This window comes from Streptomyces ferrugineus (assembly GCF_015160855.1).
Classification (GTDB): domain Bacteria; phylum Actinomycetota; class Actinomycetes; order Streptomycetales; family Streptomycetaceae; genus Streptomyces; species Streptomyces ferrugineus.
The window spans coordinates 9,059,856-9,086,021 of record NZ_CP063373.1 but is presented as its reverse complement, the minus strand read 5'-3'; the positions used below and the strand labels follow the sequence as shown (position 1 = coordinate 9,086,021).

Below are 26,166 nucleotides of genomic sequence, written 5' to 3'. Positions count from 1 at the left end.
ACGCAAGGCGAACGGAATTGACCAACATGGCGGCCGGGGGAGGCAACGTGGAGGACTACGCGGGTCGCGTGCTCGCCGACCGCTACCGCCTGCCGCTGCCGCCCTCCGACGAGTACGAACTCACCGAGACCCGCGCCTTCGACACCTACAGCGGGCAGGAAGTCCTCGTCCGGCAGGTGCCGTTGCCCGAGGTCGTCGAGGCGGAGGTGCTCGACGCCGAAGGGCTGCCCGACGGTTTCACCGCGCGGGACGCCAGGGAGCGCGGGGCGGGGCGACGGCCCTCGGCGCGTTCGAGCACACGCCGGCCCAGTGACCCCGCCGTGCGGCGGGCGGTCGAGGCGGCGCAGGCCGCGGCGCGGATCCCCGACCACCCCCGGCTGGACCAGGTCTTCGACGTGTTCGCCGAGGGCGGCTCGTTGTGGATAGTGAGCGAGTTGGTGGCCGCGCGTCCGCTGGCCGCACTGCTCGCCGAGCAGCCGTTGACGCCGTATCGGGCTGCCGAGGTCGCCTCCGACGTGCTCATGGCGCTGCGGGTGCTGCACGCGCATGGCTGGGTCCACCGCAACATCACCGCCCGCACGGTCCTCGTCTGCGACGACGGCCGGGTCATGCTGACCGGGCTCGCGGTCGGGGCCGCGGAGGAGGCGCTGTGCGGGTACGACCCGGTGCCGCCGGAGGACGGTGACGGGGGCGAGGGCGGCGGGGCCGTGCAGATCGGGGGCGGCGTGGCCCCGGGTGGCGGGTCGGCTCCTGGCGGCGGCTTCGGTGGCGCGGGCGGTGTCGGGCCGTCCGGACAGCGCGCGGGTGCGGCCTCGGTGAGTGGGCCCGGGATCGACGGTACGGATCCGGAGGCCGCCCGGCGTGCCGCGATCGAGGCGCGTGCGGCCGGTGGGCTGCCGGTGGCCGCGGCCGATGAGGGCAACGGGGCCGGGGCCCCGGGGCCGGCGCCGGGCGGTGCGCTGGAGACCGGCGGGGACATCAGGGCCGCGCGGGCCGGGGCGATCGCCGCGTACCGGGCGGGCGCCCGTGCCGCCGCCCGGGTGCAGGAAGGCCAGCAGAACGGACGCGTCGCGTTGCCCGGCACCCGCCCGGCGCCCGAAGGCGGCCCCGCGTCCCAGACCAACGGCGTGGCGCAGCAGCCGTACGCCGCCGGCGACGGTGGCACGACGCCCCCGGGGCAGATCGCCGACCCGTACGGGGTGGAGGCCACGCCCTGGCACGGCGCCGCGCCGCGTATCGGAGTCGGTGGCACACCGACGGAACAGGGCCCCGAGCGCACGGCACTGCCGCCGGCGGGACAGGGCACCCCGCCGGGGTTCCGCACACCTCCCGACGAGGGGCCGCCTGCCTCGGGCTTCGGCGGGCCGCCGAGTGGCTTCTCCGAGGGCGGTCTGCCCGCTCCCGGCTTCGGCGGGCCTCCCGCCGGTGGCATTCCTGCCCCTGAGCGCGCGGCGGGCCCGTCCGGCCCCGGCGTTCCGGGCTTCGCGGTGCCCGGCGCCCTCGCTCCGGGACCCGATGGCCTTCCCGAGCGCGGGCTGCCCGAGGCCGGCCCCACAGCCTCCCCCGCACCGGGCGCCCCCACCCCGCCCCCGGCCCGCTGGAACGACCTCGTGGCCGGCACCCCCGCCCACCGAGGCACCCGGGGTCCCACCACCGCGCTCGCCGCGGAGCGGGCGCGGCAGGCTCGGATGGCTGTCGTCGGGCCCGTGACCGAGCGGTGGGCGCCGGAGCAGGCCGGGCCCGTGCATGAGAACTGGCAGCTCGCCGCGCCGATCGGGCCCGCGACCGACCTGTGGGCGCTGGGGGCACTGCTCTTCCGGGCCGTGCAGGGGCACGCGCCGTATCCGGAGGAGTCGACGGCCGAGCTGGTGCAGATGGTGTGCGCGGAGCCGCCCGCCTTCGCCGAGGAGTGCGGGCCGCTCAGGCCGGTCGTGGAGTCGCTGCTGCGGCAGGACCCCACCGAGCGCCTCGACTTCGAGGAGCTGCGGGGCTGGCTGCGGTCGCTGGTACGGTCGGCGCCCGAGCCGGAGGCCGGTACGTATGTCGTCGCCGCCCCGCCCGTCGATCCGAACCGGCTGCCGATCGTGCGGCGCCGGGGGGAGCTGGTGCGCCGGCGGCGGGCCGGGCTGCCCGCGCATCACGGGCGGCACAAGCGGGCCAAGCGGGAGGCGGCGCCCTCGCCCCGCAGACTGGGGCGTACGTTGCTGGTGCTCGTGCTGCTGGGCATGGCCGCGGCGATCGCGTACGCCATGATGTTCATGCCGAAGGCCGACCAGGGCGACGGCGCCACGGCGGACGCCGGCCGTACCGGCGCCGCGGGTCAGGCCGACCGGGCCGAGCCCGAGGGCTCCGCCGAGGCGAGCAGTGAGCCGCGGCCCGACCAGACCTCCCCGGAGTCCGGCAACGGCCCCACGGAGTCGGCCGGTTCCACCGAGCCGCAGACCAACGGCCCCGAGGTCCCCGACGGCTTCACCCTGCGCAAGGACGACGCGGGCTTCCAGGTCGCGGTGGCCAACGGATGGAACCGCACGCCGAAGAACGGAAGCGGGCAGGTCGTGTACTCGCACGGCGACTTCGACCTCATCGTCGTACCGGGGCGGGACACCACGGACCGGTACGGCAGCGATCCGATGGTCTACCAGCGGGAGCACGAGCGGGAGTTGCAGCCCTACCGCGACTCCAGCTGGGCCTCCTCCGGTGGGCTGAAGACCATTCAGGTCGGCGAGCGGGTCATGGCCGAGGGGCAGTTCACCTGGACCGACGACCAGGGACGCGACCTGTTCGTGCGCAATCTCGCGATCCTGATCGACGGGCGGTACCACGTGGTGCAGCTACGCGGCCCGGACGCCGAGCGGGACGAGGTGACCCGGCTGTTCGAGCAGGCGTCGGCGACGTATCAGGTCACGGGATGATTTCGTCCGCAAACCCTCGGTGACAGCCGTTCCAGGTTGCTTCCCGGAGCCGAAAGCGACAACCATCACAGTGCGGTCTCCTTGGCACCCCCGTGGTTCCGGTCGGGTCGGCCGGTCCTTACCCTGACCCTGTCAAGACCATTGCGGGGCAACGTGAATCAGATGCAGGGCCAGCTCGTTTCGGGTCGCTACCGGCTCGCCGACGCGATCGGCAGCGGCGGTATGGGCCGTGTCTGGCGTGCCCACGACGAGGTGTTGCATCGGGCCGTGGCGATCAAGGAGCTGACCGCCGCGCTCTACGTCTCCGAGAGCGACCGCGAGCGGTTGCTCGCGCGCACGCGCGCGGAGGCCCGCGCCGCCGCGCGCATCAACCACTCGGCCGTCGTCACCGTGCACGACGTGCTGGAGCACGACGGCCGGCCCTGGATCGTGATGGAGCTGGTCGAGGGCCACTCGCTGGCCGACGCGGTCAAGGAGCGCGGCCGCGTGGAGCCCGCCGAGGCGGCCCGGATCGGCCTGTGGGTGCTGCGGGCCCTGCGCGCCGCGCACTCCGCCGGGGTCCTGCACCGCGACATCAAGCCCGGCAACGTGCTGCTCTCCGCCGACGACGGCCGCGTCCTGCTGACCGACTTCGGTATCGCCCAGATCGAGGGCGACACCACCATCACCCGCACCGGAGAGGTCGTCGGCTCGGTCGACTACCTCGCCCCCGAGCGGGTCCGCGGCCACGACCCGGGCCCCGCCTCCGACCTGTGGGCGCTCGGCGCGACGCTGTACACGGCGGTGGAGGGCCGCTCGCCGTTCCGCCGCACCTCACCGCTGGGCACCATGCAGGCGGTCGTCGAGGAGGAGGCCGCCGATCCGCAGCACGCCGGCTCGCTCGGGCCCGTGATCACCGCCCTGCTGCGCAAGGATCCGGCCACCCGGCCCGGCGCGGCCGAGACCGAGCAGATGCTGGCCGAGGCGGCGGAGGGACGCAGGCCGGGCACGGCGCAGGCGTATGTGCCGACGCAGCACACCCGGTACGAGCCGGCGCACACCGGGCCGGAGTACATCGGGCCGGAGTACGCCGGGGCCACGGGGTACACCGGGCAGCCGACGCCCACCGGCACGCCGTATCCCCCGATGACCGGTCCGACGACGATCGGGCGGCCGTACGACACGACGGGCACCGGTTCGGGCACCGGCGTCGCGCCCGCCCGGCCGTCCAAACGCCGTCGGCTGCGCACATTCGCCCTCGTCGTCGCGCTCGCCGCGATCGTCGGCGGGGGCACCGCGGTGGTGCTGCAGCGGTGGGGGCCGGACAGTCCCGGGGCGTCCGCCTCGACGACCACGCCCCCGCCGAGCGCCTCGGCGACGGACGACCAGGAGCCGCAGGGCGGCGTGCCCGCCTCCTGGGTCCGTGTCGAGGACCCGCTCGGCTTCAGCCTCCATCTGCCCAAGGGCTGGAAGCGGAAGGTGGTCGGCAAGGAGATCGACGGCCTCCAGCAGGTCGACTACACGCCCGACGGCGGCAAGCACTTCGTCCGTATCGCCGTCGACACCTCGCCCCAGTTCGCGAACGCCTACGACCACCAGCGCGACCTGGAGTACCAGGTGGGGGAGAAGCTGGTCGACTACAAGACGGTGTCCCTGGAGGAGAACCTCTACCGCGACCGCGAGGGCTCCCTGTGGGAGTACACGTGGACCGCGCTGGCCAAGGACCCGCCCTATGTCGCCGGGCCGCGCCACGCCATCGACCAGGCGTACATCGACCGCGACGGCACGGAGTACGCGATCTACATGTCCTCGCCCGAGTCGGACTGGACAACCACGCGCGAGCAGTTCACGGCGGTGCTGAAGAGCTGGCGGTCGAGCGGCTCCTGACGGCCTTTGCCGCGTTGCGGAGCCTTTGCCGGTTTGCATAGTTGGCCGATCGGCGCCCCGGAGCTGATCGGTCCGGTGCGGCATGATGGGGCGCATGGGGACCGAGGGCGCCAACTTCCGTGTGATCGCGGGGCGTTACCGTCTGGAGGCGAGGCTCGGTCGCGGCGGCATGGGCGTCGTATGGCAGGCGACCGACCAGTTGCTCGGGCGCAGGGTGGCCGTCAAGGAACTCCCCCTCGACGAGACCCTCTCCGCGGCCGAGGCCCGACGGCAGCGCGAACGCACGTTGCGCGAGGCACAGGCGGTGGCGCAGCTCAGCCACCCGCACGTCCTCGTCGTCCATGACGTCGTCGAGGACGGCGAACGCCCGTACATCGTCATGGAGCTGATCGACGGCGACTCGCTCGCCGACCGCATCGCCGCACACGGGCCCGTCGACGCGCACGAGGCCGCCCGGATCGGCGCCGACCTGCTGAGCGCGCTGCGCACGGCGCATGCGGCCGGGGTGCTGCACCGGGACGTCAAACCGGACAACGTGCTCATCGAGAACGGCACCGACCGGGTCGTGCTCAGCGACTTCGGCATCGCCCAGATGCCGGGCGCCAGCACGCTCACCGAGTCCGGGTCCTTCGTCGGCTCGCCCGAGTACACCGCGCCCGAGCGGATGTCCGGCGGCGGCACCGGCCCCGCCTCCGACCTGTGGTCGGTGGGGGCGCTGCTGTGCGCGGCGCTGACCGGTGAGTCGCCGTTCCGGCGCGACTCGCTCAGCGGCGTCGTGCTCGCCGTGGTGTCCGAGGACATACGTCCGCCCGCGCAGGCGACGCCGATCCTTTCCGTCGTACAGGGGCTGCTGGAGCGGGACCCGGGGCTGCGGCTGGACGCGGTGGCGGCGGAGCGGATGCTGCGGGAGTTCCTGGAGACGGGGCTCACCCCCGTGCCGAAACGGTTCAGCAGAGCGGAGCGCCCGTACTCCCCCCGCAGTGTGCTGGCCGCGGTCGTGCTGGTCGCGGCGGTGGCGGTGGCGGGGGTGTCGGCGGCGGCGCTGCTGGTGAGAGGGGGTGGGGACGGGGGCGTGGTGCCGACCAGTTCGGTGCCGGGCACGTCGCTCGGGCGGCCGAGTACGGCGAGTGTCTCCGGTACGCCCAGCCCGACTCCCTCACTCAGCCCGTCTCCGTCGCCGAGCACTTCGGGCCCCACGGGCACGTCGGCTCCCGCGGCCACCGAGCCGGAGCGGCCCGCGCCCACCAACTCCGAATAAAAGGGAGATAAGTAGCGACCTGAGTCACGGCTCTGTGACCGGAAAGCGATCTCGCTGGCTCCCGAACCGCCCGCCACGATATGGATGGAGCCATGAGCAGCAACGGGGGAGCCCCTTACCGGTCCGACGAGCCGACGAGTTTCGAACTGCAACCGCCGCAGCCGAACCCGCCCGGGCCCGTCCCGCACCCGGACAACCCGTACGCGGCGCCCGCCGGGGCCGTACCGCAGCAGATGGCGCCCGGCCGGCCCGCGACCCCCGCCCCAACCGCCCCGCCCGCGCCCGACCCCGGCACCGGTCGGTTGATCGCCGGCCGCTACCGGCTGCTCGCCAAGCTCGGGCACGGCGGGATGGGCACGGTCTGGCGCGCCAAGGACGAGACGGTGGACCGCGAGGTCGCCGTCAAGGAGCCCCGGGTACCGGATCACCTTCCCGAACGCGAACGGGACAACGCCTTCGAGCGGATGCGCCGCGAGGCACGCGCCGCGGCCCGGCTCGACCATCCCGCGGTGGTGAACGTGCATGACGTGGCCGTCGTGGACGGCCGGCCGTGGATCGTGATGGAGCTGGTGCAGGGCCGTTCGCTGGGCGACGCGTTGCAGGAGGGCACGCTCGGCGCCCGGGACGCGGCGAGAATCGGCCTTCAGGTGCTCGGTGCGCTGGAGGCCGCGCACGCGGCGGGCATCCTGCACCGCGACGTGAAGCCGGACAACGTCCTCCTCGGCCGGCACGACCGCGTCGTCCTCACCGACTTCGGCATCGCCCAGATCGAGGGCGAGACCAATCTGACCGACACCGGCGGCTTCGTCGGCTCGCCCGAGTACATCGCGCCCGAGCGGGTGCTGGGCCAGCGCCCGGGACCGGCCAGCGACCTGTGGTCCCTGGGCGTCGTCCTGTACGCGGCGACGGAGGGCGTCTCGCCGTTCCGCCGCAGCAACACGCCCGCGACGCTCCAGTCCGTCCTCAACGCCGCGCCCGCGCCGCCCGCCGCCGCCCAGGGCCCGCTCGCCGAGGCCATCAACGGCCTGCTCCACAAGGACCCGGCGCGCCGCCCGAACGCCGTGCAGACGCGTGCGCTGCTGGAGAAGGCGGCCGATCCGCCGGCCCAGGCCGCCACGCAGGTCGTGCGGATACCCGAGGGCGTCAAGGCGGGCATCCGGCTGGGCCCCAAGGCGCTGCTGGGACTCGGCGCGGCGGTCGTCGCGGCGGCGGTGACGGCGTACCTGGTGATCGCCGACCCGTTCGCGGGACCGCTGCCGGACCGCTGGACGACCCGCGAGGAGAAGGCGCTCGGCGCGACGCTGGCGGTGCCCGACGGCTACAAGCGGGCCGTGCCCGAGAAGTCGGACGACGACCACTGGGTGTCGTACACCGATGCGAGCGGCGCCGTCTGGATCGGCCTGACGCTCGACAAGAAGGCCGAGGACACCGGCAAGAACATCGCCGACTCCGCGGCCGCCGAGATGTATGACGACAACAGCGACTTCAAGGATGGCGGCGCCTACGATCTCAGCATGTCCGAGGGCGCGACGACCGAGCCCGAGGGCGAGACCACGTACCGGGACAGGCCGGCCGCCGAGAACACCGTCGTCTACACCACGACCGACAGCCAGAACCAGCGCCCGCGCGAGATGAGGATCTTCTACTACAAGACCTCCGCCGGAGACATGTACAAGCTCACCATCGACTATCCCGGCAAGGGTGACTTCACCGACCGCGGTCGTGAGGTGGCGCGGACGGCCATCGCGAACCTGGATATCGGCAAGCTCTGAACTGGCGCGGTGCCCGCCCCGCAAGGTAGGCATGGGGCATGAGCGACGACGGTGGCGGCGCCGGACCCAACGGGCGTGTGATCGGCGGGCGTTACCGCCTGGTCGAGCGCATCGGCTCCGGCGGCATGGGCACCGTCTGGCGCGCGGTCGACGAACTGGTGGGCCGTGAAGTCGCCGTCAAACAGCCGAGGCTGCCCGGCGATCCGGAGGACGCGGGCCATCAGCGCGCCGCCCACCGGCTCTACCGCGAGGCCCGCGCTGCCGCCCGCGTCGACCATCCGGCCGCCGTGTCCATCCATGACGTCGTCGTGGAGGACACCCTGCCCTGGATCGTCATGGAGCTGGTCCGCGGCGAGTCCCTGCACGAGGTCCTCCAGCGCGGCCCCGTCGAGGCGACCGAGGCCGCCCGCATCGGCGTCGCCGTCCTCGGCGCCCTGCGCGCCGCGCACGCCGTCGGCATCGTCCACCGCGACGTCAAGCCGGCCAACGTACTGCTGGGCCGCCATGACCGCGTCGTCCTCACCGACTTCGGCATCGCCCACATCCAGGGCGAGGAATCCCTCACCGTGAGCGGCGAGTTCGTCGGCTCGCTGGAGTTCATCGCGCCCGAGCGGATGTCCGGACGGGGTGCGGGACCCGCCTCCGACCTGTGGTCGCTGGGCGTCCTGCTGTACGCCGCCGTGGAGGGCTGGTCGCCCTTTCGCCGTACGACCCTGGAGTCCACGCTCGCCGCGATCCTCGCCGCCGACCCGCCCGAGCCGAAACAGGCGGGGCCGCTGGGGTCGCTGATCGTGCGGCTGCTGCTGAAGGACCCCGAGCGGCGGCCCGGCGCGGACCAGGTCGCGGCGGCGCTGGAGGCGGTGACGGAGGGCTGGCCGCTCCCGGAGCCCTTCGGGGACGCGGCGGGGACGGGGCCTCAGGACGCTTCGGGGCTACGGGAGTTCGCGGAGGACTCGGGGACGGTACGGCTGACCGGTGGGGCGGAGTCCGGTCGGGCGGAGCGCGGTGGGGCGGGCGCGGGTGAGCGCGGTGGCGCGGGCGTGGGTGGGCGCGGTGGGGCGGGCGCGGGTGAGCGCGGTGGCGTGGGCGTGGGCGTGGGTGAGCCGGAGGCCGGACCGGGGCCCCGACCCGAGCCCCTGCCCCGACCCGAGCCCGAGCCCGAGTCCGGGCCCCTGCCCGAGTCCCAGCGCGAGTCCGGGCCCCTGCCCGAGTCCCAGCGCGAGCCCCAGCCCCAGCGCGAGTCCGGGCCCCTGCCCGAGTCCCAGCGCGAGCCCCAGCCCCAGCGCGAGTCCGGGCCCCTGCCCGAGTCCCAGCGCGAGCCCCAGCCCCAGCGCGAGTCCGGGCCCCTGCCCGAGTCCCAGCGCGAGCCCGAGTCCCTGCCCGAGTCCGGGCCCCTGCCCGAGTCCCAGCGCGAGCCCGAGTCCCTGCCCGAGTCCGGGCCCCTGCCCGAGTCCCAGCGCGAGCCCCGGCCCCGGCCCGACCCCGCACCCGAACCGGCCACGGGAACCACCCCCGAACCGGCCACGGGAACCACGCCCGAACCCACGACCGTCCCCACGGAACGCCCGAAGCCCAGGGGCCGCTCCTGGCTGCGCCCCGCACCCCTGGCCGCCCTCGGTGTCCTCCTCGTCGCCGCCACCTGGTTCACCACCACCTCCTTCCTCGTCGGCAGGGACAAGGACACGGACCAGGGCGACGGCGTCAAGGAGGTGACCGCCACCGCCACAGCCACCCCGGCCCCCACCGCTCCCACTCCGGCCAGCCCCGGTACCTGGACCGAGCACCGTGAGCAGGACATGGACGCCGTGCTCTTCCTCCCCGCCGAGTACAAGGAGGCCGCGCGGGAGGGCGACGCCACCGATCAGCCCCGGCTCGTCGTCTACGACATCGGCCTCGTCCAGGTCCGCCTCACCCAGTGGGACAAGGCGCCGCGCCCGCTCCTCGACCAGGCGCAGGAGGCGCACGACACCTGGGACCGCTACAACCACGACGCCAGCACCCAGGCCACCCGCACCACCTTCAAGGGCTACGACGCCGTCCTCTCCGACACGACGTACGACATGGAGGAGTCCCCGACCCGCGTCATGCAGCTCATCGTGGTCACCGGCGACGACCGTATGTACGAGCTGCGCGTCGACATGCCCAAGGGCACGCCGACGGAGAAGAAAGGAACCGCGGTCTTCAAGGGCGCTCGTGACCGACTCGAGATCGAGTGAGGTGGCGCCGACCCGGCGACGCCCTGATCAGCGGGTTTGTTGCCAGTGGACACTGGCGTTGTGTGAGCACTCGGTGAATCCCCGTTACCGACGGGTACACAAAGCCCCCGCTCCGGCATACCCTGCGCCTCATGACGGACGCGCAGGCCCCGGCCAAGACCGGCACCAACCCCCTCGCCCCCGCCCCGCAGGGCGCCCGTACCGCCGCCGACGTGGTCACCCCCGAGCTGGTGGCCCAGCTCACCAAGGGCGTGGTCGGCTCCGGCCGGACCGCGAACCACACGCCGTTCACCGGCGAGAAGCTGGCCGACCTGCCGGAGTCGACGCCCGAGGACGTGGCGAAGGCCTTCGAGTCGGCCCGCACGGCGCAGGCCGTCTGGGAGCAGGTCCCCGTGCGGCAGCGCGCCGCCGTACTGCTCCGCTTCCACGACCTGGTGCTCGAACGCCAGGCGGAGGTCCTCGACCTCATCCAGCTGGAGACCGGCAAGGCCCGGCTGCACGCGCACGAAGAGGTGCAGGCCGTCGCCGTCGCGGCCCGCCACTACGGCCGTAAGGCACCGGCGTATCTGAAGCCCAAGCGGCACGCGGGCGCCATGCCGACCCTCACCCGCGTCACCGAACTGCGCCACCCGCGCGGCGTCGTGGGCCAGATCGCCCCCTGGAACTACCCCCTCGAGCTGTCCGTCGGCGACGCGCTCCCCGCCTTCGTCGCGGGCAACGCCGTCGTCATGAAGCCGGACACGGAGACCTGCCTGACCGCCCTGTGGGCCCGTGACCTGCTCATCGAGGCCGGTATGCCCGCCGAGGTCTTCCAGATCGTCCTCGGCGAGGGCCCGGTCGTCGGTCCCGAGGTCGTCCGGCACGCCGACTACGTCTCCTTCACCGGCTCCACCCGCACCGGCCGCGAGGTCGCCCAGGGCGCCGCCGCCCGGCTGGTCGGCGTCTCCCTCGAACTCGGCGGCAAGAACGCCATGCTGGTCCTCCAGGACGCCGACGTCGAGAAGGCCGCCGCGGGCGCCGTCCGCGCCTGCTTCTCCTCCGCCGGCCAGCTGTGCATCTCCATCGAGCGGCTGTACGTCCACGAGTCGATCGCCGACGCCTTCGTCGAGCGCTTCGCCGCCCGCACCAAGGCGATGCGGCTGGGCAAGTCCCTCGCCTACGGCGCGGACATGGGCTCGCTGGTCGGCGAGCGGCAGCTGGAGACGGTCACCCGGCATGTGGAGGAGGCGGTCGGGAAGGGCGCCAGGCTCGTCGCGGGCGGTGTGGCCAGGCCCGACATCGGCCCGTACTTCTTCGAGCCGACGATCCTCGACGGCGTCGAGCCGGAGATGACCGTCTGCGCCGAGGAGACCTTCGGCCCGGTCGTCTCCATCTACCGCTTCAAGACCGAGGACGAGGCGATCGAGCACGCCAACTCCACGCCGTACGGCCTCAACTCGTCGGTCTGGACGAAGGACGGCGGCCGCGGCCGCGCGGTCGCCGCCCGACTGCGCACCGGCACGGTCAACGTCAACGAGGGCTACGCCCCCGCGTACGGCAGCGTCCAGTCGCCCATGGGCGGCATGAAGGACTCCGGCCTCGGCCGCCGGCACGGCTCCGAGGGCATCCTCAAGTACACGGAGGCCCAGACGGTCGCCCAGCAGCGGCTGCTGCCGATGGCGCCGTCGCTGGGCATGGACGACGAGAAGTACGCGCAGTTCATGAGCAGGAGCCTGCGGCTGATGAAGGCCTTGCGCTTCAAATAGGACCACCCGTTCAGGACCACCTGTTCAGGACCAACCGTTCAGGACCACCGTTCTCAACGAGGAGAGCACGTGTCACAGGACACCTACGACTACGACGTGATCGTCGTCGGATCAGGCTTCGGCGGCTCCGTCACAGCCCTTCGTCTCACGGAGAAGGGCTACCGCGTAGGCGTCCTGGAAGCCGGCCGCCGCTGGACCCGCGAGAGCCTGCCGAGGAACTCCTGGGACCTGAGGAACTACCTCTGGGCCCCCAGGCTCGGCATGTACGGCATCCAGCGCATCCACCTGCTCGGCAACGTCATGGTCCTGGCAGGCGCCGGTGTGGGCGGCGGCTCCCTCAACTACGCCAACACCCTCTACGTACCGCCGAAGGCCTTCTTCGACGACCCCCAGTGGCGGGACATCACCGACTGGCAGGAGGAGCTGAAGCCGTACTACGACCAGGCCCAGCGCATGCTCGGCGTACGGCTCAACCCGACGATGACCCCGTCCGACGTCCATCTGAAGGCGGCGGCCGAGCGGATGGGCGTGGGCGACACCTTCCACATGGCGCCGGTCGGAGTCTTCTTCGGGGACGGCGAGGACGCCGAGGGAGAGGCCCGCGCCAAGCCGGGTCAGGAGGTGGCCGACCCGTACTTCGGCGGGGCGGGCCCGGCACGCAGGGCGTGCACCGAGTGCGGCGAGTGCATGACGGGGTGCCGGCACGGCGCGAAGAACACCCTGAACGAGAACTACCTCTACCTGGCCGAGAAGGCGGGCGCGGTCGTGCACCCCCTGACGACGGTCGTGTCGGTCACGGACGACTCGCGGGGCGGGTACGCGGTGGCGACGCTGCCGACCGACCGCAAGGGCGACCGGAGGAAGAAGGGGAAGGGCCGGCTGTTCACGGCCCGCCGGGTGGTGATAGCCGCCGGCACGTACGGCACCCAGACCCTGCTGCACCGCATGAAGGCGGGCGGGCAGCTGCCGTACCTCTCCCCGAGGCTGGGCGAGCTGACCCGCACCAACTCCGAGGCCCTGGTCGGCGCGCAGACCGACAACCGGCGCTACCGCAAGGCGACGGGCGAGTCCAAGGTCGACTTCACGCGAGGAGTCGCCATCACCTCCTCGATCCACCCGGACGAGAACACCCACATCGAGCCGGTCCGCTACGGCAAGGGCTCCAACTCGATGGGCGGCCTGTCGATCCTTCAGGTGCCGTACGCGGAGGGCTCGTCGCGGATCGCGGCCTGGCTGGCGAACGCGGCCCGCCACCCCCTGCTCATCCTGCGCTCCCTGTCCAACCGCCGCTGGTCGGAGCGGACCATCATCGGCCTGGTGATGCAGTCGCTGGACAACTCGCTGACGACGTATCTGAAACCGGACGGCGTCGGCAAGGGCCTGCTCACGGCACGCCAGGGGCACGGGTCCCCCAACCCCAAGCAGATCAGGGCGGCTTCGGAGGCCGCGTCGGCGATCGCCGACGACATCAACGGCTTCGCCGGCTCCAACGTCGGTGAGCTGATGGGCACCCCGCTCACCGCCCACTTCCTCGGCGGCTGCCCCATCGGCGACTCGCCCGAGACCGGTGTGCTCGACCCGTACCACCGGCTGTACGGCCACCCCGGCATCTCGGTCGTCGACGGCGCGGCGGTGTCGGCCAACCTGGGCGTGAACCCGTCCCTGACGATCACCGCGCAGGCCGAGCGGGCGATGTCGTACTGGCCCAACAAGGGCGAGGCCGACCCGCGTCCGGCACAGGGGGCGGCGTACGAACGCCTGAAGCCGGTCGAGCCGATGTCGCCGGCGGTTCCGGCGGAGGCGTTCGGGGCGCTGAAGCTGCCGTTCCTGGGGATGCCGGCGATGCCGCCCAAGAAGTAGGCAACGCACCCAGGCACAGAGAAAGGACCTGCGCCCCCCTCCGAGCGCAGGTCCTTTCTCTGTCTTGCGTGGTGCTTCAGCCAGGCCTCAGGCCTCGGCACCGACCTTGCGGCGCTTCATCGCGAACACGACACCGGCGCCGGCGACGATGGCGACTCCGCCGATGGTGCCGATGACCGGGAGGTTGGAGCTGGAACCGGTCTCGGCGAGGCTGCCGGTGACCTGGGTGCTGTCGCTCTTGGCCGGAGCCTTGGACGGGACGGGGAGCTTCCCGCCCGTCTGCGGCTTGGTGTCGTCCGTGTCCGTTCCGGCCGCGACGATCTGGAACTTGTACGAGGTCTCGCCCCAGCCGTCGCAGTCGGCGTCGCTGTCGGTGTAGGCGCCGCCGCCAAGGGTGAAGCCCGCGCCGACCGGGGCGCTGGACGACACGTTGAGGCGCATCGGGATGTTGACCTCGTAGTCGGCCTGGAGCTCGTCGGTCCAGCCGACCCCGCCGACGGAGTAGCCCTCGATGTCGACGTCCTCCCAAGCCTTGCCCACCGGGTTGTAGGCCTGGAGGTGCACCTGCTTGGTCTTGAAGAGCTGGAGACCTTCCTTGTCGGCGGCGGTGCCGGCGAAGAAGAACAGGTCGTTCAGCGTGGAGTCGGAGGGGTTGTAGAAGTTCAGAGAGAACTTGTGCCACCCGCTGCCGGCAGCGATCTTGCCCGGCAGTCCCTTGATGCTGACGTCGATCTTGGTGTCTTCACAGATGGACGGTTCCGGCTCCGGGTCCTCCGACTCCTCGGGAGCGGAGGCGCTCGGCGACGGCTTCGAGGGTTCGGTGGCGGACGAACTCGGCTTCGGGTCCGAGGTGGGCTCCTCGGTCTCCGGGGAGGTCTCGTCCTCCTCGGGCGTGGTCTCTTCCTCCGTCGGAGTCGGCTCCTCCTCGGTGGGCGCGGGCTCCTCCGTGGGGGGTTCCTCCGTGGCGGTCGTGCTCTCTTCCGATGCCGTCGGCGTCGGGGTGGTCTCGCCCGTGGCGAACGCGACCGGCGCGGACAGCAACGCGATCGGCGCTATGACGGCCGTCGTGGCCGCGGCGGCCAGTGCACGGCGAAGCTTCATGAAGACCTCGGAAAGTCCGGTGTGCCGCGATGTCGCGGCACACGCTGAAAGGGAGGCCTCCGCGTGTGGGGCGCGGGTGTGGCCCTTGTTTCGCACGGTTGGATCGGTGACACCTGTGAATGGTTGTGCCTTGACTAACAGATTTCTTATGTGGCCTGCGTCACATAACTGATGATCCTGATTTAGCCACTCTTGTCATGTGACGGTCACCACATCGGGGATGTCTACCTCTGTGGAGACCCTGTGCGACTTAGATCGATCGTTTTAGGAAATCCCCCACTTGTTCACCTGAGGTGGGGGGAACCGTGCGCTCGGCACGTCCGCTTGTTGTCGCTGTCGCCTTCGTTCTGGCCGTCATAGCCGGAACCGAGCAGGCCGCACTGGCTGTCGGCCCGTCGACAGGCGGTTCCTCCGCCGCAGACGCGCCTGATCAGCCATGGGGTTCGGCGGCCGGCCGCCGCCACACCGCGTCCACCGACGCGACCGACGCCTCCGCGAAGGGCGGTCACGACGGACCGCTCACCGGTCGCGGCGAACTCCCCGCCGACGTGACGGCCGGCGTCACCAGGCTCCCCAGCGCCGCGAGGACACCGAAGCCGGGGCCGGTGAGCCCGACGAAGGCCCCCGACGCGACCACGCCCGAGGGCTTCGACGCCAAGCGCAGCAAGGAGATCACCGGACAGCGCGAGGAACGGCGGCGCACGTACCGGAACCCGGACGGCACCTACACCACCCGCTTCTACACCGAGCCGGTCAACTTCCGCGCCAAGGACGGCAGCTGGAAGACGATCGACACCTCCCTCATCCCGTCGGACGAGCCGGGCCCGAGCACGATGAACGCGGGCGACGACGGCTGGCAGACCCGCTCCACACGGTCGCCCATCGCGTTCGCAGGGTCGGCGGACGCCCCGTCCGTGGTGCGTATGCAGGTCGGCGAGGGACTGTCGATCGGGTACGGCGTCGAAGGGGCGAGCGCCTCCGGCGGGCGGGCCGACGGCAGCAAGGTCACCTACCCGGACGTACGCCCGCACTCCGACCTGGAGTTCCTCGCGGGCAGCGACTCCGTGAAGGAGACCCTGGTCCTCAACGACGCCTCCGCGCCCACCGAATGGCGCTTCCCGCTGGACCTGGAGGGCCTGACCGCCCGCCTCGACGACCACGGCGGCATCGCGTTCACCGACGCCGATGACACGGTGCGCGCCTGGACGCCGGCCGGCTGGATGCAGGACTCCCACCTCGCCCCCGACTCCAACGAGGGCGCGATCTCGTCCGGGGTCACCTACAGCCTGGCCGAGGAGAACGGCCGTCAGATCCTGGTCGTCGAGCTCGACAAGGAGTGGCTCGCCGCGCCCGAGCGCGTGTACCCCGTGCGGGTCGACCCCTCGGTCAAGTCCTTCGACTCCACCTCCGGAACCTACGTCGAGTACCCGTACAACCAGAACTTCGCCTCGGACACGGTGCTGAAGGTCGGCACCTACGACGGCGGCAGCCACAAGGCCGCGGCCTTCCTGCGGTTCAGCGGCGTGGAGACCACGCTGAAGAACGCCTGGGTGCTCGGCGCCAACCTGGCCCTCTACAACACCTGGTCGCAGTCGTGCACCGCGCGCCCCGTGACCGTGCACCCCGTCACGTCGAGCTGGTCGGAGTCCACGACCACCAAGTACCCGGGCCCGGCGACCGGTTCCTCCCTGGCGTCGAAGAGCTTCGCGCACGGGTGGCGCCCGGAGGGCACGACGAACTGGTCGTGCGGACCGGCCTGGGAGAGCATCAAGCTCGGCTCCGCCGGCCGCAAGCTGGTCGACGACTGGACCCACGGCCGCAAGAAGAACTACGGCCTCGCGGTCAAGGCCTCCACCACCGACTCCAAGGGCTGGAAGCAGTTCGGCTCCGACGACTACCCGAACGGCAAGCCCAGCCTGGACATCACCTGGACCAAGTACGGCGCCACCTACAAGCTCGGCGACTTCACCGCGCCCGTGACCGCCACCACCGAGGGCGTGGAGAAGGTCACCGTCACCAACCGCGGCCAGGAGACCTGGCCCGCCGGCGGCAACTACAAGCTGCGCTACAACCTGTTCGACTCCTCCGGCAAGGAGATCACCGACAGCGCGAAGATCCGCTGGACGTCGATGCCGGAGGCGGTGTCGCCCGGCGAGAGCGTGACACTGGACGCGAAGATCGCGCCGCTGACGCCCGCCACGTACACCGTGCAGTGGACGATGGACGACGTCGGCGTCAGCCGATTCACGAGCGCCGGAGTGCCCGGCCCCGCCGTGAAGATCGCCTCCGTGAACATCCCGCCGCAGCTCACCGCCGAGTCACCGGGCAGCGGGATCACCGCCGACTCGCTGACCCCGACCCTGTGGGCGAAGGGCGCGGACGCCGACCGGTACCCGAAGTCGACGCTGGAGTACACCTTCGAGGTCTGCGAGGTCGAGGGCAGCAACCTGCGCAAGAACTGCAGGAAGGGCACCCGCAGTAGCGAGCAGCAGTGGGCGGTGCCCTCCGGCTGGCTGTCGTGGGGGAAGCCGTACGCCTGGTACGCGTACGTCTATGACGGCGCCGCGACCTCGGCCCGCCCCGGTCCCGCCCTGTTGACCACGCAGGTGCCGCAGCCGACCGTCACCAGTCACCTCGGCGGCGCGGACGAGGGCAAGGAGATCGGAACGCGCGCGGGCAACTACGTCACCGCCGCGACCGACGCGGCGATCAGCACCGTCGGCCCCGAGCTGGCCGTCACCCGCACCTACAACTCCCTCGACCCACGTGCCGACGGGGCGTTCGGCACCGGCTGGTCGACGCGCTGGGACATGCGGGTGCGGGAGGAACCGGGCACGTCGACGGTCCTGGTGACGCTGGCTGACGGCTCACAGGTCCGCTTCGGGCGGAACGCGGACGGCACGTACACCGGTCCGCCGGGCGGTTCTCTCACGCTCGTCCAGCAGGCGGGGGAGGGCTGGACTCTGCGGGAACGTTCGGGCACGACGTACTCCTTCATGCCCAGCGGAGTCCTCGCCCAGATCAAGGACGCGGCCGGCCGCACCCAGTCGGTCACACACGAGTCGGAGGACGGCGGCCCGGTCAAGAAGGTGACCGACGGCCTGTCGGGGCGCTCGCTGACGTTCACCTGGTCGGGCGGCCATGTCGCCTCGGTGACCACGAGCGCGGTCGCCTCCGGTACGCCGGGGCTGACATGGGCGTACACCTATACCGGCGACCGGCTCACCAAGGTGTGCCCGCCCTCGTCGACGACCAAGTGCACGGTCTACGAGTACGGCGACGGCTCGGTCTACCGCAGCAGCGTGCTCGACGCGGCCCCGACGTCGTACTGGCGGCTGGGCGAGAGCGAGGGAGCCGCGGCGGTCAGCGAGGCCGTCTCGCGCACGGGCCTGAACGAGGCCGTCTACCGGGACGTCCAGCTCGGCGGCACCGACTCCGCGGTCGCGGGGACGACGGACACCTCGGTCACCTTCGACGGCGTCGACTCCGTGATCGAGCTGCCCGCCGACACGCTGAAGGCCGCGGCCTTCCCGGCGATCGAGCTGTGGTTCAAGACCAGCACGCCCTCCGGTGTTCTCGTGGGCTTCCAGAACACCGAGTTGGGCGACAAGCCGACCTCGTGGCGTCCTGTCCTGAACATCGACGGCGCGGGCAAGCTGCGCGGCGAGTTCTATCTGTCGGGCGCGTCCGGGGCGACGCCGATCGTGTCGTCGCAAGCCGTGACGGACGGCCGGTGGCATCACGTGGTGCTGTCCGGGGGTGCGACCGCGCAGACCCTGTACCTCGACGGTGCCAAGGTCGGTTCGCTGACCGGCGCCATCACCGAGCAGTCCCGTGACCACGCCTACCTCGGTGCCGGTTACGGAAGCTCCGGCTGGATGGGGCTGGCGAGCGGCGAGTACCGCTTCAAGGGCCAGATGGACGAAGTCGCTGTCTACGACCACCCGTTGGACGCCGCGACGGTCGCCGATCACTATGCGGCGCGGGCCGCGATCGGGCAGATGACCAAGGTCACCCTGCCGTCCGGGCGGGTGCACGCGATGGCCGCGTACGATCCGGCGAGCGGTCGTCTGACCCAGCACACCGATGACAACGGCGGTGCCTGGAAGGTGTCGTCGCCCTCGTACTCGAACGCGTCGTCCTCGTACGCGGACACGGTCCAGCGCAGCACCCCGACCGGATACTGGCGGATGGGCGAGCGCAGCGGCGCCGTCGCCGCGAGCCCGCTGGGGGAGAGCCTGAGCGGTGAGTACCTGGACGGTGTGCGCCTGGGCGGTGCGGGCATCTTCGCCGACGGCGACGACACCGCGGCGAGCTTCGCCGGTGACGGGGCGGTCGAGGTGCCGGCCGATTCGCTGGGCAGCGCGACGGCGATGTCCGTGGAGCTGTGGTTCAAGACCACCGAGTCGGGCGTGCTGGTGGCCAACCAGGACGCCGAGTTCGGCGACACGCCGACCAGTTGGCGGCCCATGCTGCTGATCGACTCCGACGGCAAGGTACGCGGACGCTTCTCGGGAGACGCGAACGCGCTCGTGTCCGACCAGGCCGTCACCGACAACAAGTGGCACCACGTGATGCTGACGGGCAACGAAGGCATTCAGGCACTGTTCGTGGACGGTGACCTCCAGGGCAGCACGCAGACCGGCGTGGGCACCACGCGCTTCTCCCGGGTGTTCATCGGCGGCGGCTACTCCTCGCCGCTGTGGGACGGCCAGGCCGCCGGCTATCGCAACTTCACCGGACAGATCGACGAAGTCGCCTTCTACGACAAGGAGTTGGTGACGTTCCGGAAGTACATCATCACCGGCGGCGAGTTCTGGGTGTACCTGCGGTTCTACCGGAACACACCCGAGCGTCGCGTCCAGGCACGCAAGGACCTGATCCAGGGCACCGGCGACCAGTACCGGGGCGTCACCGTCGCGGACGCGCCCGCCGCGTACTGGAGACTCGGAGAAGGCGACGGCACGTCCCTCGCCAGCGAGGTCGGCGGCTCGGAGACGGCGGGCACCTTCGTCCCGGACGGACCCGACGTCCAGTACTCCGGACTCGCCCGGACCGGTGTGTTCGGCCTCGGCGACAACCGGGCGGTCCACCTCAGCAGCGGCGGACACATCGCCGTACCCGGCTCCCTCCCCGCCGGCGGCAACCAGCTCACGGCCGAGATGTGGTTCCGCACCTCCACGGCATCGGCCGTCCTGCTCGGCTTCCAGAACGCCCCCCTCGGCCAGACCCCGACCTCGTGGCGTCCGGTGCTGAACATCGACGGATCGGGCAGGCTGCGCGGCGAGTTCTACCTCTCGGGTGTCAGCGGGGCGACCCCCATCGTGTCGCCGCAGGCCGTGACGGACAACGAGTGGCATCACGTCGTGCTCTCCGCCGACGGCACCACGCAGTCCCTCTACCTGGACGGCGTCAAGGTCGGCTCGCTGGACGGCGCCATCGTCGACCAGTCACGCACCTACGCCTACATCGGCGGCGGCTACGGCAGCTCCGGCTGGATGGGCCTGCCCGCGGACACCTACTACTTCACCGGCGACATCGACGAGGTCGCCCTCTACCGCAAGCCCCTGACCGCCGACCAGGTCTCCGCCCACTACCGGGCGCAGGCCGAAAGCGCGACATCGGGTCTGTCCACCACCATCACGGTGACCGACCCGAAGCAGAAGACGAGCAAGGCGAGCTACGACGCGCTCCACGGCCGGCGCGTGCTGTCCCGCACCGACGAGACCGGCGCGGTCACGACGTACGCCTACGACACGGCCGGCAACCTGCACACGGTCACCGACCCCAACGGCCACGCCACGGTGACCGGCCACGACGCACGCGGCAACGTCGTGTCGACGACGACCTGCCGGGACGCCGACTCCTGCTGGACGAGCTTCAACAGCTACCACCTCAACGCGAGCGACCCTCTCGACCCCCGCAACGACAAGCCGCTGACCCACCGCGACCAGCGCTCGACCGACTACCGGGACGACCGCTACCGCACCGCGTACACGTACAACACCCTGGGCCTCCCCCTCACCGCGGTCCGCCCGGACAACAGCACCGCCGCCACCGCGTACACCGCGGGCACCGAGGCCGCGGTCGGCGGCGGCACCACCCCGCCCGCCCTGGTGGCGACGCAGACCACGCCGACCGGCGCGAAGACGTCGTACCGCTACTACGCCAACGGCGACCTCGCCGAGGTGACGTCCCCGTCCGGCCTGGTCACGAAGTACACGTACGACGGGCTGGGCCGCAAGGCGAGCGAGACCCAGGTCTCCGACACCTTCCCGAACGGCGTGACCACCACCTACGCCTACGACACGGCCTCCCACGTGGTCACCGAGACCGGCGCGGGCGTGCGCAACGAGATCACCGGCACCACCCACACCGCGAAGATCACCCGTGCCTACGACGAGGACGGCAACCTGCTGTCCGAGACGACGGCGGACACCACCGGAGGCGACACCGCCCGCACCACGACGTACCACTACAACGCGCACGGCCTGAACGACAGCGTCACCGACGCCGAGCAGAACACCACCCTGTTCGAACACGACGAGCTGGGCCGCGTCAGCGCCATGACGGACCCGGCCGGTACGCACGTCACGTACACCTACACGCCCCGGGGCCGGCACGCCACGACGGTCCTGGACGACTGGACGGGCGACCCGTCCGGCACGGTCCGCGACCTGACGGTCGTCTCCAACGCCTACGACCCGGCCGGCCGGCTGGCCTCGACCACCGACGCGATGGGCGCGACGACCGCGTACACCTACTTCGACGACGGACTGCCGGCCACCACCACCGCCAAGCAGGTCACCCAGGCGGACGGCACGAAGCACGACATCGTCCTGGAGGCCAACACCTACGACCCGGCAGGTCACCTGACCAAGCAGGTCACCGGCGGCGGCAGGACCACGCGGACGTTCGCGGTCGACGCGCTCGGCCGCACCACGGCCACCGTCCTCGACCCGGCCGGCCTGAACCGCACCACCACCTACGCCTACGACGGCGACGACCGCGTGAAGGAGCAGACGCGGACCATCTCCGGGACGAAGAAGCTCACCACGTCCTCGGACTACGACAGCGCCGGCAACGTCACCAGGCGGACCGTCACCGACGGCACCAGCACCCACACCACCACGGCCACCTTCGACGACCGCGGCCTGCCCCTGACCTCGGTCAGCCCGCGCGGCAACGTCCCCGGCGCGGACGCGGCCGCGCACACCACGACGTACCGCTACGACGCCCTGGGCCGTCTCGTGCAGCAGACCGCGCCATCGGTGCAGGCCGAGGAGAACGGCGCCGCGGCGACGACGATCGAGCCGGCCACCTTCTCCGGCTACAACACCTTCGGCGAGGCCACCGAGACCAAGGACGCCCGCGGCGAGGTCACCCGCACCGAGACCGACCGCCTCGGCCGCACCACGGCCGTGACCCGCCCCGACTACACCCCGCCGGGCGCCGCCGCCCCGCTGACGGCGACGACCCGCACCACGTACACCGCGCTGGGCCTCCCCCTCACGGTCACCGACCCGCTGGGCCGCGTCACGCGCTTCGGCTACGACCAGTTCGGACAGCTCACCAGCAAGACGGACCCGGTGGCCGACGCGGCCGCCGCCCTGGCAGCGGCCGAGAACAGCGACCCCGACCTGCTCAACTCCGCGGGCGCGGAAGGCGGCGGAGTCACCCGCTATACCTGGACGCCGACGGGCCATCAGCTCTCGGCCACCGATCCGACGGGCGCCCGCACCGAGGCGACCTACGACGAACTGGGCCGACGGCTCACCGCGACCACCATCGAGCGCCACCCGACCCTGCAGAACCTGACCACCCGCTACACCTGGGACGACGCGGGCAACCAGACCGCGTCGAAGACGCCGGGCGGCATCACCACGACCGTCGCGTACAACCCGGTCGGCGAGGCCAAGTCCGTGACGGACCCGGCCGGAACCACCAGGTTCGACTATGACGGCCTCGGCCGCCGGACAGAGACGACGGACGCCACGAACCGCCGTACGACGACCACGTACGACGCCCTAGGCAACGTCAAGGCATCGACCGACTACGGCACGGGCACGACGGCGCTGCGCACACTCATCGCCGAGTTCGACGCGGACGGCAACCGCACGGCAGTGATCTCTCCGGAGACGCAGGCCCGCACGACGTACGCATACGACGCCCTGGGCCGCATGGAGAAGCAAGTGGAGCCGGTCTTTGCCACCGAGTCCATCACCACCACCTTCGGCTACGACGCGGCGGGCAACCGCACCCGGCTGACCGACGGACGCGGCAACAAGACCGTCTACACCTTCAACAGCTGGGGCCTGCCCGAGTCGACGATCGAACCGTCCACGACCGCCCACCCGAACGCGGCCGACCGCACCTGGACCACGATCTACGACAAGTCAGGCCAGGCCGTCACGGAACTGCTTCCTGGCGGAGTCAAGCGCGAGCGCACCTACGACGGCCTCGGCCGCCTGACCCACGAGACGGGCACCGGCGCGGAGGCGACCACCGCAGACCGCACGCTGTCCTACGACCTGGCGGGCCGCATGACCTCCGCCGGCACCGACGACCCGCTCACGCCGAACACCTACACCTACAACGACCGCGGCCAGCTGCTGACCGCGTCCGGCCCCGGCGGCACGGTGGACTACACCTACGACGCCGACGGCCACATGACCGAGCGGACGGACGGGAAGTACACCACCTCCTACGGTTACGACTCCGCGGGCCGCCCGGAGTGGGTGTGGAACGAGATGACCGGCGCGGACATCTGGTACGACTTCGACGCCGCCGGTCGCCCGGTCATGGAGCAGTACGCCATCCAGCCGGACGGCTCGAGCGAGTGGGTGGAGTCGGCGCGCCGCTCCTACGGCTACGACAGCCTGGGCCGCCTCACCGACGACATCATCACCACCCCGGACGAGGCGACCGAGATCGCGTCCACCACCTACGCCTACGACCTCGACGACCGCCTGACCTGGAAGCAGACCAGCGGCACGGCAGGCGCGGGCGAACATGTCTACGGCTACGACCAGGCCGGCCGCCTCGCCTACTGGACTCACGACGGCACGACCACCTCGTACGCGTGGGATGCGGCCGGCAACCGTGTGAAGGCCGGTTCGGCCGCGGCGACGTACGACGAGCGCAACCGCCTGCTGACCGACGGCACATCGACGTACACCTACACAGCGCGCGGCACGCTCGCGGCGGTCGAAACCGGGTCGGACTCCCGCTCCCTCACCTTCGACGCCTTCGAACGCAAGGTGACCGACGGTGCGTCGACCTACACGTACGACTCCCTGGACCGCGTCGCCAGGCACGGCACCACAGCGTTCCGGTACGACGGCGGCTCCAACAACCTCCTCGGCGACGGCACCACCGACTACAGCCGCACCCCGTACGGCTCCCTGCTGGCCAGCACCGACGGCACCAACACCCAGTGGTCCGTCACCGACCAGCACACGGACCTGGTCGCGGGCCTGTCCATTGACGGTATGCAGGTCACCGGATCCACTGCCTACGACCCCTTCGGCACCGCCACCGCCACCGCCGGCAGCACCCCGGCCCTCGGCTACCAGTCCGGCTGGACCGACCCGGACAACGGGGACGTCAACATGGCCGCCCGCTGGTACCAGCCCGGCACCGGCGCCTTCGCCTCACGCGACACCTGGCAGCTCGCCCCGAGCCCGTCGGTACAGGCCAACCGCTACACCTACGGCAACGCCACCCCGCTCAACGCCACCGACCCGACCGGGCACTTCGTGCCCATCGTTATCGGCGGTCTGGTGATTGGGGCGGAGGCTCTGGGATACAGCACGGCCATCGGGATTGCCGGTGTCGGTGTCGGCTACGGCGCGTGGGAATGGTGGAACGCCGACTCGGGTACGACGACCGGCACCTACAGCGACGCCGGCTCCAGCACGCTGTCCTATTCGTACGGGGGCGATCTGGCCGACGTCATCGCCGCCCAGGCCGCTGCCCAGGCGGCGGCTGCCGCCAAGGGACCCGGTAAGGGTGGCCCCAGCGGGCCTTCGGACCCCGGGGTGTCAGCCGCTGTGGGCAACCTAGTGAGGACCATCGTGCGCCCGGTGCGCCCGCCGATCGACCAGAATCCCAACAACGGTTCGCGCCCCAACCCGGCGCCCACCCGTCCGGACCCCAAGCCGGACTGGGACCCGAACAACGGCAAGTGGAAGCTCGGTGATGCCGTAGGCCTGGTCGTCGGCGCTCTCAAGATGCTTGGCCTCGCCGACGACGAGGAGACGTACACCCCTGAGGACCGTAGGAGTCTTGACGCCCTCCAGGACCTGTTCCCAGACGAGGACATCGATCCGGACCTCGGCTACGGACAGTCGGGAGCCAACCCGAACGCCCGACGCACACGCGACAAGTGCTCCCGGGACTTCCCGTCCACGGACCCGTCGTTCTACTACGCCCCGATGACCCGGTTCGGTCCCGGACCTGATGACTGCCGCGCCACGGGAGCTGTCGCCCACATCGACTCCTACGATCTGCGGCCTTGGCGGCTGGACCCGAAATGGAAGCCTGCGGGCTACGACCGTCTGCCGGTCGGAAACCGTGCCGCACTGCATTTGATTGGCAATCAGATGGGCGGCGCCAATGACACACTGCGCAACTTTGTGGCTGGTTACCAGACTCCGGCGAACTCTCCGCACATGCGATCGCTGGAGGATGACGTCACGCGCGCGGTGAAATCGGGGCAGCACGTGGCGCTTGGTGTACTCCCTGTGTATAACGGTACTGACCCGGCGATCCCAACCGAGATACGGATGCGTGTGGTGGGGGATGGCGGATATCGCCTGAACTGCACCGTCTACAATCGGCCGTCCGGTGGTTACTCCTGCTCTGAAAGGTCATCTGGTGGAAATCTCTCGGTTCCGTGAAATTCTGGGCCGGCCGCTGGTCAATGGTGATGTGGAACGTGACTGGCGGGCGCTCGAGATGCGGTCCGGTGTAATCCTCCCGGAGGACTACAAGCAGTTCGTCACAGCTTACGGTCCGGGGTGCGTGAACGATCAGCTCTATGTGTTTCATCCGAGAGCAGCAGGCGGAGACGAGGGACTTCGTCTTGAGTCGCTGTGGGACCAGGCTTCCTACGCGTACTCGGATTTGGCGCGGAATGCGCCAGAGATGTACCCCTATCCTGTTCACCCCGCACCGGGGGGATGTGTTCCAATTGCTCGGTCGACCTCGGGAAATCATGTCCTGCTGGCTCCCCCGGAAATCGACGGAGGAGGCTGGTCTGTGGTGCTCGATATGGGGCAATGGATTCAGCTGCGAATGTCGTTCACGGACTTCCTGTGGAAGGCGCTTCAGGGGGAGCTTGATATTCCAGTGATCGAAGGAGAGCCGACGTTCGAACCTGTGGGTGTGGTGGAGGAGTGACGGGCTGGGAATCCGAAACCGTGTCCGAGGGCT

The 26,166-nt window shown here is 71.2% G+C and carries 10 protein-coding genes; 9 read left to right on the top strand and 1 reads right to left on the bottom strand.

What is annotated here, in order from left to right:
- The first annotated feature begins 26 nt into the window (after positions 1–26).
- From IM697_RS40240 to IM697_RS40210, 7 genes are all read left to right on the top strand, one after another.
- Positions 27–2,912, top strand: a complete 2,886-nt coding sequence (locus IM697_RS40240) for a protein kinase (protein ID WP_228045131.1) — start codon at positions 27–29, stop codon at positions 2,910–2,912.
- 162 nt (positions 2,913–3,074) lie between these two features.
- Positions 3,075–4,778 (top strand): serine/threonine-protein kinase, encoded by a 1,704-nt coding sequence (locus IM697_RS40235; protein WP_194041863.1) that lies wholly within the window; start codon positions 3,075–3,077, stop codon positions 4,776–4,778.
- Between the two features lie 94 nt (positions 4,779–4,872).
- Positions 4,873–6,036 carry a serine/threonine-protein kinase gene (locus IM697_RS40230; protein WP_194041861.1) on the top strand — a complete coding sequence of 388 codons (1,164 nt, stop codon included), beginning with the start codon at positions 4,873–4,875 and terminating at the stop codon, positions 6,034–6,036.
- 92 nt (positions 6,037–6,128) lie between these two features.
- Positions 6,129–7,808, top strand: coding sequence for a serine/threonine-protein kinase (locus IM697_RS40225; RefSeq protein ID WP_194041859.1), 1,680 nt, complete (start codon positions 6,129–6,131; stop codon positions 7,806–7,808).
- Between the two features lie 38 nt (positions 7,809–7,846).
- On the top strand, positions 7,847–10,024 hold the full coding sequence (locus IM697_RS45265; RefSeq protein WP_228044364.1) for a protein kinase domain-containing protein: 2,178 nt from the start codon (positions 7,847–7,849) through the stop codon (positions 10,022–10,024).
- Between the two features lie 131 nt (positions 10,025–10,155).
- Positions 10,156–11,769, top strand: a complete 1,614-nt coding sequence (locus IM697_RS40215; RefSeq protein ID WP_194041857.1) for a succinic semialdehyde dehydrogenase — start codon at positions 10,156–10,158, stop codon at positions 11,767–11,769.
- A gap of 69 nt (positions 11,770–11,838) precedes the next feature.
- A complete protein-coding gene (locus tag IM697_RS40210) occupies positions 11,839–13,629 on the top strand; it encodes a GMC oxidoreductase (protein WP_194041855.1) in 1,791 nt (596 codons plus the stop codon).
- 87 nt (positions 13,630–13,716) lie between these two features.
- Here IM697_RS40210 and IM697_RS40205 read toward each other — a convergent pair whose 3' ends face one another.
- On the bottom strand, positions 13,717–14,730 hold the full coding sequence (locus IM697_RS40205; protein ID WP_194041853.1) for an LPXTG cell wall anchor domain-containing protein: 1,014 nt from the start codon (positions 14,728–14,730) through the stop codon (positions 13,717–13,719).
- Positions 14,731–15,035: 305 nt separating this feature from the next.
- On the opposite strand from IM697_RS40205, the gene IM697_RS40200 reads away from it, so the two are divergent.
- Both IM697_RS40200 and IM697_RS40195 read left to right on the top strand, forming a co-directional pair.
- Entirely contained in the window at positions 15,036–25,631 is a 10,596-nt protein-coding gene (locus IM697_RS40200; RefSeq protein WP_228044363.1) for a LamG-like jellyroll fold domain-containing protein, read from the top strand.
- A complete protein-coding gene (locus IM697_RS40195) occupies positions 25,579–26,133 on the top strand; it encodes an SMI1/KNR4 family protein (protein WP_194041848.1) in 555 nt (184 codons plus the stop codon). Before IM697_RS40200 ends, IM697_RS40195 begins: the two co-directional genes overlap by 53 nt.
- Positions 26,134–26,166: the final 33 nt, after the last annotated feature.